Here is an 18,415-nt window from a genome sequence, read left to right on the forward strand (position 1 = left end):
TGGCGATAAGGATCAGAGACAAAATGGTAGAGCAGGCAATATGTTGAAAATGAAGGGCTTCCAGCTGTTTTTGGCCCAGGAATTGATGTTAGCCGCAAGTGTCATCTCCATCGTAGACTTTATGGCAAGACAAAGGGATAACAGTTGGACGGGGTTGACTTCAGGTATGACTTCTCTACAGATTGAAATTTAGCAATGACACAGGCAGAACAAGTACCCATTGCTAGTACCGCAAAAGCGGAAGAAAGCCCGACACAGCCCAGTCGTTTCTGGTGGCTCTGTGGTTTTACCTGGCGCACTTGCGGCCGGGGGCTGCGCTTTGCGCTCAAATTATTGCTGTTGTTGTATTTCCTGTTTTGTGCCCTGGTGCTGGTGCTGCGTTACGGCGTCTTGCCGAATATCGACAGCTATAAGCCGGATATAGAAAAAATGATATCGGCTTCGCTGGGGCGACAATTACAAATTGCCAGCTTGCATGCGTCCTGGCAAGGCTTGAATCCGCAACTGGTGCTGGACAATGTGGTCTTGCATGACGCAAAGGGGGAGGCTGCATTGAGCCTGCCTAAAGTTTCGGCAACGCTGTCCTGGTGGACACTGGCAGTGGCAGACCTGCGGTTTGAGCGCATCATCATTGAAAAACCGGCACTGGATGTGCAGCGTGAAGCTGACGGCAAATTCTTTGTCGGTGGATTTTTGATTGATCCCAAGGCTGAAAGCAAGAGCCAGGGCACCGACTGGGTGCTGGCCCAGCGTGAAATCGTCATTCGCAATGGCTCGGTACGCTGGACAGACAAATTACGTAATGCGCCGGAATTGAATTTGCCTGATGTCAGTTTTATCTTGCAAAACCAGTGGCGCCATCACCGTTTTGCCCTTAAAGCCACACCGCCGACCAGCCTGTCCGCGCCATTGGATATACGTGGTGATTTCCAGCATCCCGTATTTGCCAAAAAGATTGCCGATTTTTCCTTGTGGTCGGGCGACCTGTATACCGACCTGCGACATGCTGATTTGCTGGCGCTGAAAGCCTATGTGGATTATCCGGCAGATGTCAAAAAGGGATATGGTTCGGTACGCTCCTGGCTGCATCTGGAAAAAGGGCGGGTAGCAGACCTGACTGCCGACCTTAGCCTGAGCGACCTGGTGGGCAAATTTCGCGCTGACCTGCCAGAACTGGACATGACCCTGGTCAGTGGCCGTCTGGTCGCCAGTGAACATCAGGGACTGAAGGCGAAATACCTGTCATCGATGTTTGGTCAATCCGGGCACAGTATATCGCTGACGGATTTTTCCATGCGCACCCGTGACGGTGTGCAATTGCCGCCTACCAGCATCAAGGAAACCTTTACCCCTGGTGAAAAAGGCCAGCCCGAAAAGGTCGAGCTGTTTGCCAAAACACTGGACTTGCAAACCCTGGCCAATTTTGCCGAACACTTGCCTTTACCGGTCGACCAGCGCCAGATGCTGGTGGATTTTGCCCCCAAGGGTCAATTGAAGGATTTCACCGCCAATTGGCAGGGCAGTTATCCGGATGTTGCCTCCTACAGTATCAAGGGGCAGTTTATTAATTTGTCCATGCAGGCGCAGCCAGCCCAGCTGGCACGTGCCAAAACCGCACAATTGCCGGCCAAGGCTGCGGTCCCGGCTATTCCCGGATTTGAAAACCTGTCTGGCCACATCGAGGCAAATGATAAAGGTGGCAACTTTACGCTGGATTCCAAAGATTTGTCGCTGCGCCTGTCCAGCTATTTTGTCGATCCGCTGATGCCGTTTTCCCGTCTGTTGATGCAGGCGCAATGGCAGTTCGTGGCACAAGACAAGCTGATTTTCCAGATCAATAAAATGGATGCCCAGCAAGAAGGCATGCATGCAGTATTGAGCGGCAAGCACATCATGTCCATGCGCCATGGTGCCGATGCCCAGCCGGGCGAGGTGGATTTGACAGGGAATATTTCCGGTTTTGATTTGAAACAGCTGGATCGCTATATTCCTACCGTGGCACCCGATGACTTGCGCCACTGGTTATTGAATTCCATCCTTGAGGGCAGGGCAGATGACGTCACGATACGCATCAAGGGCGACCTCGCGCACTTTCCTTTCAACAGCACGGATGGCAAACGTGCGAGTAAGGGCGAATTCGTGGTCAAGGGCAATCTGACAGGCGGCAAACTGGACTTTACTGCTGGCGCTTTGGCTGAAGATGGTCGCCCTCTGTGGCCAGTGATAGAAGATATCAAAGGTAATTTTATTTTTGATAAAGCCAGGATGGAAATAAATGGTGATACCGCCAGAACCCTGGGGGCGGATCTGAAAAAAGTGAAAGCAGTCATCCCCGATCTGGCGCATCGCAATGCAGTATTGAATATAGATGGGCTCGCCACTGGCAATCTGCAAACCATGCTTGCTTATGTCGGTGCCAGTCCGGTAAGCGGCTGGCTTGGCCATTTCCTGAAAGAAACAAAAGCCACTGCCCCTGCTGCATTGTCATTGAAACTGCAATTGCCATTACAACACCTGATGGAATCCAAAGTGCAGGGTGTTTTGCAGTTTGCCAATAATGACGTGGTGTTGCAACCAGACATACCGATGGTGTCGGGCCTGAATGGCAAGCTGGAGTTCAATGAAACTGGTGTCAATCTGGGTACCTTGAAAGGCAATTTGCTGGGTAGCGGGGTACAGATCACTGGCGGCTCACAAAAAGACAATAGCGTTAAAGTCCGGCTGGATGGCAACGTGACGGCAGAAGGCTTGCGCAAGGTCATGCCAGCATCCATGGCTGATCGCCTGGGCGACCGCATCAGCGGCAGTGCACGTTATACCGCCAGCATCCATGTTAAAAAACGCCAGCCAGAGATTGTGATCGAATCAAACCTGAGCGGGCTGGCATTGAATTTTCCTGCACCGTTGAAAAAGAGTGCAATGGAAGCCATGCCCTTGCGCTTTGAAATGTCGCCCATGGCCAGCAACGATGCACAAATCTGGCGCGATGATATGCATGTGTCGCTGGGCAATACAGTGAATGTCCGTTATTTGCGCCAAAAGACCGGCACTGCGCCATGGCAGGTGTTGCGAGGGGGCATAGGTGTCAATGTGCCTGCCCCGGAACCGGATAGTGGTCTGAGTGCCAATATCGAACTCAAGTCCCTGAATATCGATGAATGGCGGCATCTGGCCGTACCGGCTGTCAGCAGCAATAGCAATGCACAGCTAGCCAATGTCAGCCAGAATGGCGGATCTGAAAAAGAGAATATAGAACTCGATCTTAGTCCGTATTTGGAACCAACTTCGATGGCCGCCCGGACGTCAGAGCTGCATGTCATGGGCAAGCAACTGGAAAATGTGGTGGTAGGTGTCACACATCAAAAAAATGTCTGGCAAGCGAATATTCATTCCAATCAGGCTTCCGGTTACCTGACCTGGAACGAAGGCGCTGGTGGCCAGGGTGTCGGTAGTGTGACAGCAAGATTGAGCAACCTCATCATTCCCCAATCGGCAGCGGCAGATGTCAGCGAATTACTGGAGGGTAAAAACACGACGACCCAGATACCAGGCTTGGATATCGTTGCTGAGAATTTTGAGCTCTACAACAAAAAACTGGGCTACCTTGAATTGCAGGCTGTTAATCAGAATCAGGGCAACAGCGGGCAGGCGCAAGCGAATAACAGGCGTGAATGGCAGATCAATAAAGTCTTGTTGAAAAATCCGGATGCAGAATTCAGCGGCAACGGCAAATGGTCCAGCCAGGGTGGCGATGGGCGTACCCAATTGAATTATGTGCTGGATGTGGCAAATGCCGGCAAATTGCTGGAACGCCTGGGTTTTGCCGATGTCTTACGTGGTGGACGTGGCAAGCTGGAAGGCGAAGTGCATTGGAATGGCCTGCCTTTCGCCATGGATATCCCCAGTATGAACGGGGATATCAAATTAGTGCTTTCCAGCGGGCAATTTTTGAAGGTGGATCCAGGAGCTGCCAAATTGTTGGGCGTGTTGAGTCTTCAGTCGCTGCCACGGCGTTTGACGCTGGATTTCCGCGATGTATTTTCTGAAGGTTTTGCCTTTGATTCCATTGCCGGTATGGCGCAGATACAGCAAGGTGTTGCAAAAACCGATAACCTGAAAATGCTGGGTGTCAGTGCCACCGTGCTCTTGCAGGGAAATGCTGATATTGTGCATGAATCACAGGACCTGCATGCCACCGTGATTCCGGTCGTGAATGTTGGTACGGCGTCGGTCGTGTATGGCCTGGCAGTTAACCCGGTGATCGGTTTGGGTACTTTTCTTGCTCAGTTATTTTTACGTGAACCTTTGAGCAAGGCCTTTACTTTTGAATACCAGATCAGTGGTTCATGGAAAGAACCAACCGTGAGCAAGATTGACAATCGTGACCAGGCAAAAAACAATCGCAAGCCTGCAGCCAATCAGTGAATGGGTAGAAAGCAGGAAGAAAAAATGAGGGTGAAATGAAAATAGCTGCAATACAAATGATTTCCACACCGGTGGTGGCAGAAAATATCGCTACCGCAAAACGCCTGATGCAAGAAGCCGCTGCGTCTGGTGCAAAGCTGTTACTGCTGCCGGAATACTGGCCATTGATGGGCTTGCAAGAGACTGACAAGGTTGATGTCGCCGAAGAAATCGGGCATGGCAGCATGCAAAGCTTTATGGCTGACACGGCACGCAGCCTGGGTGTGTGGTTGATAGGTGGCACTATTCCCTTAAAAGCGACCGAACCCGGCAAAGTCTTGAACACCACACTGGTGTTTGATCCACAAGGCGAGCAGGTAGCACGTTACGACAAGATTCACTTGTTTGGTTTTAGCAAGGGAGATGAGTCATATGAAGAAGCGCGCACCATTGTTGCTGGTGAGCAAGTAAGCAGCTTTGATGCCGGTTTTGGCAAGATTGCTTTGTCCATCTGTTATGACTTGCGCTTCCCCGAATTGTTTCGTGCGCTGGGTACCTGTTCCCTGATCGTGGTGCCGGCTGCATTTACCTATACTACCGGGCAAGCACATTGGGAAATTTTGCTGCGGGCAAGGGCCATAGAAAACCAATGTTACGTACTTGCCTGTGGGCAAGGTGGCAAGCATGTCAATGGTCGCCGCACCTGGGGCCACAGCATGCTGATCGACCCTTGGGGCAAGATACTGGCCGTGCAGGAAGAGGGGGAAGGCATCGTCAGTGGAGACATCGATGAAGCACTGATCGCCAGCATACGCGAAAGCCTGCCCGCCTTGCGCCATCGCAAACTGTAAGCGGCTGCAGAGGCTGCCCTTATTGCTCTACAATGTGATATTGCGTGTTAATTTGCGCTATTCATTTTGCTGCTTATTTTCGCTATATTATTTTCGCTATATTAATTCGTCGTATTAATTTGTTGCATTCAAAAAGCTATCCATGACTCCATATGATCCCGCTTTAAGCCATCTCGGTATTGCCCGCGACATCTTGTTAACCCCTTTTGGCCTGGACGAATCCAAGCTCAGTAAAGTGCTGGCCAGCATGTTCAGTCATAAGGTTGACTATGCTGATCTGTATTTCCAGTTTACCCGTAACGAAGGCTGGAGCCTTGAAGAAGGCATCGTCAAGACTGGCAGTTTTTCTATTGATCAGGGTGTGGGCGTACGTGCCATATCGGGTGACAAGACAGCGTTTTCTTACTCTGATGAAATATCTGAGCAGGCTTTGCTGGATGCCGCCAAGGCTACCCGCACCATAGGCCGGCAAGGTGCTGGCAAGATACAAGTCGCATCCAGCCTGCAAGGACTGAACAGTTTGACTGGGCGCGCCCTGTATTTGCGTGATGACCCCTTGAATTCGCTGGATGCGAACGAGAAAGTGCAATTGCTGGAACGTCTGGAAAAAATTGCCCGTGCGAAAGATCCACGTATTGTGCAAGTCATGGCCAGTATGGCAGGTGAATACGATGTGGTACTGGTGGCACGCAGTGATGGCGTTATTGCGGCAGACATTCGCCCATTGGTGCGTGTATCGCTGACCGTGATCGCTGAACAGAATGGTCGTCGCGAAATGGGTAACAGCGGTGGCGGTGGTCGTTACGATTATTCGTATTTCACCGATGCCTTGCTGGAAAAATATGCAGATGAAGCGGTGAAATCAGCGCTTGTCAATCTGGAGGCGCGTCCGGCTCCGGCTGGTCAGATGACGGTGGTACTCGGCCCAGGCTGGCCGGGTGTGTTACTGCATGAAGCCATCGGCCATGGCCTGGAAGGTGATTTCAACCGCAAGGGCTCCAGCACATTCTCGGGTCGTATTGGCCAGCGCGTGGCTGCCAAAGGTGTCACCGTGGTGGATGATGGCACCTTGCAAAATCGTCGTGGTTCACTGAACATGGATGACGAAGGCAACCCTACCCAGTGCACGACATTGATAGAAGACGGTATCCTGAAAGGCTATATGCAGGACACCATGAATGCGCGCCTGATGAAAATGCAGGTGACCGGCAATGCCAGACGCGAGTCATTCGCCCACCTGCCTATGCCACGCATGACCAATACCTATATGCTGGCAGGTGACAAGGACCCGGAAGAAATTCTGGCATCGGTAAAAAATGGTTTGTATGCCGTCAACTTTGGTGGCGGTCAGGTCGATATAACGAATGGTAAGTTCGTTTTTTCAGCCAGTGAAGCCTATATGATAGAAAACGGCAAGATCAGTTATCCAGTCAAGGGTGCGACCCTGGTCGGCAATGGGCCTGAAGTATTGAACCATGTCAGCATGATAGGTAATGACCTGCGCCTTGATGCTGGCATCGGCGTCTGCGGTAAAGAAGGTCAGAGCCTGCCGGTAGGGGTGGGGCAACCCAGCCTGCGTATTGAGGGCCTGACTGTCGGGGGAACCGCCTGATGGCTGACGCCTTACGCCACCTGTCGGGGCATGGGGCGCAACCATGATAGTGATTGCCATTGTTTCTGCCAAAGGCGGGGTCGGCAAGACCACGATCACCGCCAATCTTGGTGTCGGCATGGCGCAGCGTGGCTTGCCCGTCACCATACTTGATCTTGATCCACAAAATGCCATGCAATGGCATCTTGGCGGGCTGGAACAGGGCGAAATCAACGGCATCAGCTTGTTGACAGGCGCGCGCGCCAAATTGATGGATGCTTGCTACACCAGTCCTTTTGGCGTTGATTTTTTGCCTTACGGCAATGGTGGCGAAGCCCAGCGCATGCGCTTTGAGCAAGTACTTGAAAAACAGGACACCTGGCTACGCAAGAAACTGGCGGCGGCCAAGTTGCCAGACAATGCCGTGGTTTTGATTGATACTCCACCTGGACCATCAGTTTATTTGCAGCAGGCCATTCATGCGGCTGATTTTTTGCTGGTGGTTGTCCTGGCTGATGCAGCGTCGTATTCCACCTTGCCTGAGATGGAAGAACTTATTTCCACCTATGGTCACCGTAGCAACGCAGATGTCGGTTCCGCCTACATCGTCAACCAGGGTTCGCAGCGACAACTGGCACAAGACGTGCTTACGTTGATAGCAGATCGTCTCGGCGATCGCATGGTCCCTTTCATCGTGCAGGAAAGTCCACAAGTAGAAGAAGCACTCGCTTTTGAGCGACCAGTGCTGGAATACAAACCGGACAATCCTGCTTCACAAAGTATCCAGAGCATTATTGACTGGTTGCTGACTGGCCTCAAGAAGCGGCGCTGATTTCAGCAGAAAATGGCCATACGAAATGGTCATGCAGGACAGAAAAGTCCGTCGAATAGTGAGTCAGACCGACATGAATTTGTCAGAAATAACCGACCATGATCTTTTGTTCCAGCGGATCATTTTTTGTGTCGGGCATATGACATGCGTGTTGCGAGATATATGAAGTTTTATGGAAATAAACTGCAAAATAAGCGGTTTTAGAAGCTCAATTGTAAAAATGGTATTCAAGATGTTTAAATAACTATAAATCCTTGATTTGCTTATAAATTGTTGACATTTCTCTATCCAGTTTGACTGGACTGACAATGTTAGCGAGTGGTAAAGTCGCAACGAATCAACACTCTACAAGGTTTGCGTGTCACGATACAAGCCAGAGAGAAAAAGTTAACGCAAGGGTGCATTGGGTATGTCTGCAAATAATATTTCTTATTACGAAGAGCATCAGTGCTCAAATCAGTGGCGTGCTTTCCTGGCAGCGTTCTCTGCCGAATTTGCATCCAAGGGTGAACCCAAGGATTTGCGTGCGTTCATGTATCAATTGGGGCGCACCATGGCGACTGGTTTCAATGTCTCCGATGGCAGTAGCCTGCAGGCGCTGGAAGCATGCATGAATCAGGTATGGTCAGAAATGAACTGGGGCTGGGTAGAACTGGTAGAAGAAGCCGATGCCCTGGTGGTCGCCCATCACGCTTCGCCATTGAAAGTGGCATTTGGTGTGGACGCGTTGAACTGGTCACCAGCTTTACTGGAAGGGATGTATGCGCAATGGTTTGAAACGCTGGGCATGGACAAGTCCTTGCGTTTGTCTCAACGTGAAGGTGCATTTGAAGATGGGCAGTTATTTGTTTTTGATTTAAAGAAGCAGCTTGAAGAACCGACGTATTTCACACGTCGTTGATTTTTCGGGTAACAGGATTTACGCAAAGCCGTTCAGCTGTGGCATGAGATTGGCAATAACTAGCGTAACAGTTAGAACGCCGATATGTCCAAGGGCGATTTTGCGTAAGTCCTCGGTGAGTTGGCACAGCAGGAATATGGGGGCTGGTGACTATTATGGATGATGACGTAAAAAACCTTTTTCAAAAATTCGGGCAAACCACTGATGCTTACCGCGAAATCAACCGCGATGCAGACAGTGAGCAAGCCCGCCAGCGATGGCCATTGTTGCGCGATGTGCGTGTGAATGGAGTGCCGACGCCGAAACGCGCGCATGTGCATGAACAGGAAGTCGCCGCGCCCAACCCAGCCAATCAAAAAGCAGGTATTTTTAATCCTGCAAGCACCAAGGCAACAGCAAAAATTATTAATACTGCACAGCAGACTGCTGCACCTGCGACATCCTTGCTCGCAGCAACTGCTCATGGCACTATCAAAGCACCTCCATTGAAACAGACTTTGCTCAGGCCGCAGATGGAGAGTGATGCAGAAGTCGAGGAAGAGGCTGAGTCAGCACCGGCATTCATGTCCAGGGTTATGCCAGCGGCTCAACGCGAAGCTGCTCCTGCTGCATCTGCCACATCAGCCATCTTAGCCAAAGTTGAAACGCCGGCTTCGGGCCTGTTTGCCCAGCGGCAGACAGTTGTCCAAGAACAGCCCAAGGCACATGCACCAAGGCAGTCCATTCTGAATACGCCGTCGCATGTGCCAGCTGCAACAGTTTCGCATGCCGCAATTCCACAGGCAGCGCAGCCAGCAGCGCGGACAATGGCTGCCTCTTCTGTCTTGCAGTCGATAGGTGGGCACCGTACAGCGCCCGCACAAGAAGCTGCGCCGCCGTCCAAAAATGTACCTGTGAGTGCCGTATTTGGCCGTCTGGCAGCCAAGCCTGAAGAAGAAAAGCCGGCAGAGGTACGTGTTAATTCATTCTTTAAAAAAATATTTAAACCATGAGGGTAATTGCTGTTATCTCTCCCAAAGGCGGTGTAGGAAAAACTACGGTGACCGCCAATCTTGCAGCGTCCCTGGCGCGGCTTGGGCCGCGTATCACCATACTTGATCTTGATCCGCAAAATGCACTCAGACTGCATTTTGGTATGGCTCATGATGATGCCAGCGGTATCGCCCAACAAGACGTGATAGACAGTAATTGGGCTGACAGTTTGTTTGAAAGTGCCTATGGGGTTGATTTTCTGCCATATGGCAGTGTCGATGAAAACCAGCGTGCCATATTCGAACAGGATATTAAGAGCGATCCGCATTGGTTGGCAAAACAACTGGCATCACTGCAACTCAGTGACAACAGTGTGGTGCTGATCGATACACCGCCGGGTCCCAGTATTTATTTGCAGCAGGTGCTCAGTGTGGCGAACTATGCGCTGGTGGTGTTGAAACCGGATGCGGCTTCGTATTCCACCATACCATCGATAGAGTCACTGATAGCGTATTACTGTAGTGAGCGTAGCGATTTTGAAGGTTATTGTTATTTGTTGAATCAGATGGATGCTGCCAAACAACTGAGCCGTGATGTCTTCGGCATGTTGCGCAGCAGTCTGGGGAAACGTTTCATCCCGGTTACCATACACAGGGATGAGGCAGTCAGCGAAGCCCTGGCCTGTCAGACACCGGTATCTTATTATTCACAACATTGTTCGGCCACGCATGACATGCAGGAACTGACAGTGTGGCTGCAAAAGAATTTCAGATTGGTTGATTGATGCGCTCACTAATTAATTCCAGATATCTCTACGGTCGCCTGAACGACCTGGGGCGGGCCATGGTCAACTGGCCCGGCTGGGAACACAAGATTCCACGCTTCATTGCCTTGGTGGTGGCGGTGTTCCTGTACTGGTCCAGTATCAGTATCCCGCTGGAATTGCCTTTGCAAACGCTGTTTTCTACCATCATTTTCTGTACCGCGATGTACTTGCGCCGCTATACCGGCACTCTGATTTCGCTGGTGATGGTGATGTTTTCCATCAGTGCCACCAGTCGCTATATCTACTGGCGCATCACCTACACCATAGGCACAGAAAATATGGTGGACCTGTTCTTTGCACTGGTCCTGATCATGGCTGAAATATACGCCTGGCTGGTACTGTTGCTGGGTTATTTGCAAACTGCCTGGCCACTCAAGCGCAAGCCCGTCATGTTGCCAGCAGATACCTCTACCTGGCCCACCATCGATTTGTTCATCCCCAGCTATAACGAAGACCTGTCCGTGGTCAAACCAACCGTGTTGGCGGCGATGGGTATAGACTGGCCCAAGGACAAACTCAATATCATCATCCTGGATGACGGTCGGCGTCCGGCGTTTGCCGAATTTGCCGAATCGGTAGGTGTCCAGTGTTTTACCCGTGCCGATAATAATCATGCGAAAGCCGGCAACATCAACGCAGCGCTGAAGCGCACCAGTGGTGATTTCGTCGCCATCTTCGATTGCGATCACATGCCTACGCGCTCGTTTTTGCAATATACGATGGGCTGGTTTCTGGTCGACCCGAAACTGGCGATGGTACAAACTCCCCACCATTTTTTATCGCCAGACCCGTTTGAACGTAATCTGCATACCTTCCGCAATGTGCCAAATGAAGGTGAACTGTTTTACGGTTTGATACAGGATGGCAATGACCTGTGGAACGCAACCTTCTTTTGCGGTTCCTGCGCCATTCTGCGTCGCACTTACCTGGAAGAAGTCGGTGGCATTGCGGTTGAAACGGTGACTGAAGACGCCCATACCGCATTGAAAATGCAGCGTCGTGGCTACAACACTGCCTATCTGGCCTTGCCACAGGCAGCGGGCCTGGCGACGGAAAGTCTGTCTGCCCACGTTGGTCAGCGCATACGCTGGGCACGTGGCATGGCGCAGATTTTCCGTACCGATAATCCCTTACTGGGCAAGGGACTCAGTTTTGGACAACGACTTTGTTACAGCAATGCCATGCTGCATTTCTTTTATGGCCTGCCGCGCATGGTGTTTTTGCTGGCGCCGCTGTCTTATCTGTTTTTTGAAGTGCACATCATCAAGGCATCGGCCTTGTCGATTGCGGCCTATTCACTGCCGCATCTGTTGCATGCCAACTTGACCAATTCCCGCATACAGGGCGCACACCGACATTCGTTCTGGGCCGAGGTGTATGAAGCGACGCTGGCCTGGTATATCTTCCGTCCCACGCTGGTGGCGCTGATCAACCCCAAGCTGGGTAAGTTCAACGTCACTGCCAAAGGTGGTCTGGTTGAGCAAGAACATTTTGACTGGACCATTTCCAAACCCTACCTGATCATGCTGGGGCTGAATATTGTGGGCTTTATTGTCGGCTTTGGCCGCGCCCTGTGGTGGAACAACTATGAGCTTGATACCGTCATTCTGAATATGTTGTGGACCATGTATAACCTGGTGATACTGGGTGCTACCCTGGCCGTGGCAACTGAGTCGAAACAGGTCCGGCGTACCCATAGGGTGAAGGCTGTATTGAACGCCACCCTGCGCTTGAACAACGGCCATTCCATCGTTTGCCAGACCGAAGATTTTTCCATGGGCGGCATGTCCTTCCGTGTACCGGATGGCTTCAATATGCAAAAAGACGAAGACCTGGCGATTTCCCTGTATGGGACAAATGGGGAATCAGTATTCCCGGCCAAGACGGTCTTCTTCAAGGAGAATTTGCTCAGTGTGCAGTTTATGCCGCTGGATTTGCAGCAGGAAATGGATTTGATCAATTGCACCATAGGCCGCGCTGACGTTTGGCTGAGCTGGTCAAATGACAGGGATGTTGACCATCCGCTTACCGGATTAAAAGAAATCGCTTTCCATAGCATGCGCGGATTTGCGCGCTTTGGAACAAGTATCAGGCAATACATCGGGGAAAAAACAGAACATATGAATAAGATAAATGAGGCTCCCATCGTGAAAACCATCGCGAAAAGTATACGGACAAAATTGTCACGCAAGGGCAGCACCACCGCACTGGCAATCGTCTGCGGTTTGATCGGCATTGTGCACAATGATGACGTGCTGGCCAAGTCCAAACACGCCAGCAGCAGTGCCAGTACCGAGGCAGTGGTGAGTGAAAAAGCGGCGGTGGAAGACCTGGTACAGCCCAGTGCCGCAACAGCCGGACAAAAGACCTACAACATCAGCCTGAAAGATATGGCCGGCGTTAATTCCAGCATAGAATTGCGCGGTACCGAAGGTGAGCGTTCTTTTCCCTTTACTGTACGCAGTGATGAAGTCATTACCGCTGCCAAGATTCACTATGGCATTGCGTATTCACCAGCGCTGCTGCCAGACCTGTCGCATATTCAGGTGCTGGTCAATAATGAACTGGTCAGCGTGGTCCCCCTGCCGAGAGAAACCTCAAAAGGCATTGTACGTGATGATGTGATTGACCCACGGTTTTTCGCAGATTTCAATCAGCTCAGTTTCAAACTCATCGGCCATTACACCAGAGATTGTGAAGACCCTTATCATTCCAGCCTGTGGGCTAAGGTCAGTCATACCACTTATCTGGAACTGACCGTTTCCCCGTTGACGCTGGCGAATGATCTGGGCATGTTGCCTGCACCATTTTTTGATCGCCGTGACAACAAATTGCTGGAACTGCCTTTCGTCATGCCCGCCAATCCTTCACTGGATATTTTACGTAATGCAGGTATTGTGGCTTCCTGGTTTGGTCACCTGTCTTCCTATCGCGGTGCGCGTTTCCCAATTGAAGCAAACACGCTGCCAGTTGGTAACGCCATTGTGTTTGCGACCGCTAACGAAGCGCCGGCAGGCATCAAGTTGCCAGCGATTACCGGTCCTACCCTGGCCATCATCCCCAACCCTGGCAATGCCAAGGCAAAACTGTTGCTGGTATTGGGTCGTGATGCAGGTGAATTGAAAATTGCCGTGCAGGCACTCACCATGGGGCAACTGGCCTTGTCTGGTGACAGTGCCGTGATCAAGAACCTGAAAGAAATCGACCCACGCAAACCCTACGATGCGCCAAAATGGTTGCCAACAGACAGACCAGTCAAGTTTGGTGAACTGGCAGCCCCACCAGCCTTGCGTGTCAATGGCCTGACACCTGACCTGATCAGGGTTAACTTGCGGGTTGCTCCAGATCTGTTCACGTGGCAAAAAGAAGGTGTGCCAATTGATTTGCGCTATCGTTTTACGCCACGCCCTACGGTCGACAAATCGACGCTCAACATTGGTATCAATGATGAATTCGTGCGTTCGCTGCCGTTGTCTGGTGGGCAGGTAGAAAAAGGCAAGATCAAGGAATCGATCATGCTGTTCTTCAAGGACGGTCAACGTTCTGCGCAGGAAGATATCCAGGTGCCGACTTTCCGTATCGGTGCAGAAAACCAGTTGCAGTTCCACTTCTTCTACGATTATCCAAAACAGGGTGCTTGTAAGGATGTGTACCTGGACAATGTGCGTTCTGCCGTCGATCCGGATTCCACTATCGATTTTTCCAATATGCCGCACTATGCCGCCATGCCTAACCTGGCGTACATGGCGAATGCCGGTTTCCCATTTACCCGCATGGCTGACTTGTCGCAAACTGCCATTGTCTTGCCAGACCGGCCAAACACCAAGGAAATGGAATTGTTCCTCAACGTCATGGGCCGCATGGGTGAAGCCACCGGTTATCCGGTGTTGAACAGCACCATTATCCGCAGTGGCGATGCTGAAAAAAACAGCGACAAGGATTTCTTGCTGATCGGTACCAGCGGCAATCTGCCCTTGCTCAAACAATGGTCAAAATACATGCCTTTGAGCATGGATGAAAACGGTAACCGCTTGCAAATACCTACCGGTTTCCTGCGCTTGTTATATCGCTGGTCTGGACGTGATCTGGACAATATTGAACGGCATGCTGGTGAAATGCTGGCGCGGACTGGCAATTCTTTCGGCGCCATGATGCAGTTTGAATCACCTTTGGCTAGCGGTCGCAATGTGGTCGTCATGACATCTGGCGATTCTGCCAGCCTGGCTGACCTTGCTGTTGGTCTTAACAAGGCAGATTTGCGTAGCCGCTTCCAGGGTGACCTGGTGTTGATCAAGGGGGAACGGGTTTCCAACGTACAGATCGGCGACACCTATTATTCGGGTAGCTTACCGTTGTGGACCTGGATCAAATGGAACCTGTCAACGCAGCCTTTCGTGATGATTATTTTCCTGATGCTGGCATCGTTGATTGCCGCCACCATGCTGTTCCGCTTCTTGCGCAGAAAAGCGGCATCGCGTCTGGCACTCGACGATAAGAAAAAATAAATACCGGCTGATGTGGTAATGATGAAAATGCCGGGTAGTGTGCCCGGCATTTTTCCTGTTTTGTTCTGTCGTGGTTGGAATAAAATGGGAAAAGAAAAGTGAAAACCCTGTCGCACATCAGAAGATGTGCGAACAGAAAATAGATACATATTTAAATTTCAGGTTGGGCTTACCTGAAAAGCAGTCTTAGGGGACATCAATGCTCGTAAAGAAAAAAGCGATGGCATTAGCGCTTTTGTCGGTTTTTTTTGAGTGCGGAACTGCGCTCGCTGATTCCCCTTTGACGAAACAATTGAAAGAGCAGGCCCAGTTCTGGCAGCAGCGTGGCCGTGACGACAATGCTGCCGATACCTGGCGCAAATTGTTGAAAGTGGATCCTGCCAATATCGACGCCCTGATGGCGATGATTTCACTGGAAGCCAAAGCCGGCAACCCAGAAGAGGCTAAAACCTATTTCGCCAAATTGCGCGGCACCCAGGCAACAGCAGCCCAGATACGCAATGCCGAACAGGTGATGCGTGGCGGCAAGGTAGATGGCGTGGGTCAGCTTGATAACGCGCGCAAGCTGGCGCAGCAGGGTGATGCGGATGCCGCAGTTGATGCTTTCAAGCAGATGGGTGACCCCAGTAAACTCAAGGGCGAGGCCGCCTTTGAATATTTCCAGGTACTGGCCGGTACCAATGCCGGTTATGCCGAAGCCCGTAAGGGTCTGGAAAAACTCAGCCGCGAAAATCCTGCCAATACCAAATATGCCCTGACCTATGCCAAGGTACTGACCTATCGCGAACCCTCCCGGCCAGAGGGCATGAGCTTGCTGGATAATCTCAGCAGCAAGCCTGATGTCGGAAAACAGGCGGCAGAATCCTGGCGTCAGGCATTAAGCTGGATGGGCCTGAAGCCGGAGAACGCCAAATATTTTCGCGCTTACCTCGATAAACATCCAGACGACAAGCTGATACAGGACAGACTGGCCAGCCTGAGCAAACCAGCAAGGGTCGAGCCACCAAAAGCCGAGCCAGCAAAGACAGAATCTGCAGAGGCGGGTGCCAAGCCTGCCAAGGAAAGCAAACCTGCTAAAGAAGCCAAGCCACCCGCTGCACCCAAGATCATAGAAAACCCGACAGAGAAAAGCCGTGTGGCTGGTTTCAATGCACTGGAAGCCAATGACATAGAAACGGCAACGACCGAATTCCAGTCCTTGATCAAATCCCACCCCAAAAACCCTATCGGGTATGGCGGCATGGGTCTGGTCAAGATGCGCGAAGAAGAATTTATCGAAGCGCGTGGCTTCTTGCAAAAGGCGGTTGATCTGTCGCCCGGGCAATCCAAGGACCAATGGCGCAAAGCTTATGAAGACGCCAGTTACTGGGCCATCGTGGCGGAAGCAAGAACAGCATTTGAAGACGGCGACAGCGCCAAGGGCATAGGCTTTTTGCGCAAAGCCATAGAATTGAACGGCACCGAACCATCAGGCATCCTGCAATTGGCTGATGCCTTGCAGGCAGAAAATGACCTGACCGGTGCCGAAGCCAATTACCGCCGTGTGCTGAATGCCGACAAAGAAAATCTGCGTGCGCTGGATGGTCTGATCGGTGTATTGGTGTTGCAAAAACGCCTGGCAGACCTGGAGGCACTGATCCCCTATATGCTGCCGCGCCACATGGCGATTGTGGCCAATCTGAAGTCAGAAGAACTGGCCAACAAAGCCAAAGCCGCAGAAACAGCCGGTGATTTGAACACCGCACAGCAAGCCTACGAAGATGCCATCATGATCAAGCCAGACAATGCCTGGCTGCGCATGGCGCTGGCCAGACTGTACCTGAAGCGTGATATGCCGGGACAGGCGAGGGCACTGGTGGATGCACTGGCAAATGTAGAAAATCCCGACCCCGAAGCCCTGTACGTCAGTGCCTTGCTGAGCGAGATGCAGCAATACTGGTGGGAAGCCATGCAAACACTGGAACGCATTCCCCCGGCATCGCGCAAGAAAGAAATGGCGGATATGCAAAAACGCCTGTGGATACGCGTGCAAATCGACCGTATCACTTTGCTGCATCGCCGTGGCAAGCGTGATGCTGCCAAAAGCATACTCGCCAGTGTAGAACCGGTGGCTGGCAATGATCCCGAATTTACCGGCACCATGGCCAATCTGTATATACAGCTGGGCGATACCGAACGTGGCTTTGCCATGATACGCCAGGCAGTGCAGAATACGTCCAAACCATCGGCAGGCTTGCTGCTGCAATTTGCCAGCACCCTGATGCAAAGCAACCAGGAAGCAGAACTGGAAGCCGTCATGCGCCGCGTTGCCGCCATGCCTAACCTGAGTGAAGATGAAATTCACTCGTTTGGACAATTGCAACGCGTATTGGCCATGCGTTATGCCGAACGTGCCCGCGAGGCAGGCGACTTCGCCAATGCCTACAATTACATACAGCCCTTGCTGATCGCCAATCCGGATGACAATGCCTTGCTGCTGACACTGGCAAGGATTTACACCGCGTCAGGCGATTCGGCTTCAGCCCGCGAGATTTACCAAAAAGTACAGCAGACTGACCCGGATAATCCTGAAGTGCTGCAAGGTTTGGTATATGCGGCCATGGAAGCACGCGACTTTGCCAATGCAGAACGGTATCTTGATGTCCTGATGGAATCGCAACCAGACAACCCGCGCTATCTTGCCATGGCAGGCAATGTCGCCCGTGCCAGGGGTAATAACAGTCGCGCCCTGGATTATTTCAAACAGGCACTGGCGCTGGAGCGTACCCAAAAAGCAGAATTTGGGGCAGGCCCGAATGGCTTGCGACTGGTGGATTCTGCACCGGCCACCAATGCTGCCAATGCGACTGGCAATTTCAAGGTCAATCCTTTTGCAGAAGGCAAGCCCGGTGCTGCTGCACCTTCTGCGACAAATTCAGCGACAAATTCGGCAGCACCGGTGGTGCGTGGTCCCATACTCAAAGAAGTACCGGTCAGTGGCAATACCGTCAACCCTGGCAATGCCGGTACAGGCGTGTATAACTCCGGTATTTTTGCACCAGTAGGCAAGCCCTTAACACCTTCTTCTGGCGCGGCCAATCCCGCCAACCCGGCTATCAAAGCCATACCAAGCTTGCCGACGCTGCAGGCGACGCCTGTAGCTCCGGCTAGTGCACCAACAGTAGCACCAGCAGTTGTGCCACCAGCACCCAAGCCGCAAGCATCACCAGCCAGTAGTCCGGCCGTTAGTCAGCCACCTGCCAGCCCACCAGCAACGCCAGCAAAATCTGGTGGTGCACCGGCAGACCCGAATAATGGCGCGACAGATCGTTACAGCAACGGTACCAGCATGCTGGGGGCGTATCCTTCACAAGCAACTCAGGTGGCGCAGTATGCTGTGCCTGGTACACCTTACATTCCGCCCAAGGTCAGCTATACGGCAGCGGCACCTGTCCCTGTACCGCAACAATACGCCGCCAGCACTGGTAGCCGCAAAACCGGCAAGGCCGTACAGCCAAGCAATGTCAGTCCAGAAGAAGCAGCCTTGCTCAAAG

9 protein-coding genes are annotated in these 18,415 nt (G+C 51.8%); all 9 read left to right on the plus strand.

Annotated elements, in window-relative coordinates; translation table 11 throughout:
- The first annotated feature begins 195 nt into the window (after positions 1–195).
- Complete coding sequence (locus AC1RVX_RS28455) at positions 196–4,425, plus strand: YhdP family protein (protein ID WP_493219959.1); 4,230 nt, start codon at positions 196–198, stop codon at positions 4,423–4,425.
- Between the two features lie 35 nt (positions 4,426–4,460).
- The gene (locus tag AC1RVX_RS28460; protein WP_493219960.1) at positions 4,461–5,255 is read left to right on the plus strand and encodes a carbon-nitrogen hydrolase family protein; all 795 of its coding nucleotides are present in this window, start codon (positions 4,461–4,463) and stop codon (positions 5,253–5,255) included.
- A 142-nt stretch (positions 5,256–5,397) separates the two neighbouring features.
- On the plus strand, positions 5,398–6,867 hold the full coding sequence (gene tldD, locus AC1RVX_RS28465; protein WP_493219961.1) for a metalloprotease TldD: 1,470 nt from the start codon (positions 5,398–5,400) through the stop codon (positions 6,865–6,867).
- A 43-nt stretch (positions 6,868–6,910) separates the two neighbouring features.
- Positions 6,911–7,678, plus strand: a complete 768-nt coding sequence (gene bcsQ, locus AC1RVX_RS28470; protein ID WP_493219962.1) for a cellulose biosynthesis protein BcsQ — start codon at positions 6,911–6,913, stop codon at positions 7,676–7,678.
- 409 nt (positions 7,679–8,087) lie between these two features.
- Positions 8,088–8,579: a cellulose biosynthesis protein BcsD gene (gene bcsD, locus AC1RVX_RS28475; RefSeq protein WP_493219963.1), complete on the plus strand. Its 492-nt coding sequence runs from the start codon at positions 8,088–8,090 to the stop codon at positions 8,577–8,579.
- A gap of 155 nt (positions 8,580–8,734) precedes the next feature.
- Complete coding sequence (bcsP, locus tag AC1RVX_RS28480; RefSeq protein ID WP_493219964.1) at positions 8,735–9,571, plus strand: cellulose biosynthesis protein BcsP; 837 nt, start codon at positions 8,735–8,737, stop codon at positions 9,569–9,571.
- Positions 9,568–10,335 (plus strand): cellulose biosynthesis protein BcsQ, encoded by a 768-nt coding sequence (gene bcsQ / locus AC1RVX_RS28485; RefSeq protein ID WP_493219965.1) that lies wholly within the window; start codon positions 9,568–9,570, stop codon positions 10,333–10,335. Before bcsP ends, bcsQ (AC1RVX_RS28485) begins: the two co-directional genes overlap by 4 nt.
- Entirely contained in the window at positions 10,335–14,882 is a 4,548-nt protein-coding gene (gene bcsA / locus AC1RVX_RS28490; RefSeq protein WP_493219966.1) for a UDP-forming cellulose synthase catalytic subunit, read from the plus strand. The genes bcsQ (AC1RVX_RS28485) and bcsA overlap by 1 nt, the downstream gene beginning before the upstream one ends.
- 280 nt (positions 14,883–15,162) lie before the next feature.
- Positions 15,163–18,415 (plus strand): tetratricopeptide repeat protein (locus AC1RVX_RS28495; RefSeq protein ID WP_493219967.1); only part of this gene is annotated, 3,253 nt, incomplete at its 3' end.

The organism is Undibacterium sp. GW821-FHT11B02, from assembly GCF_058808955.1.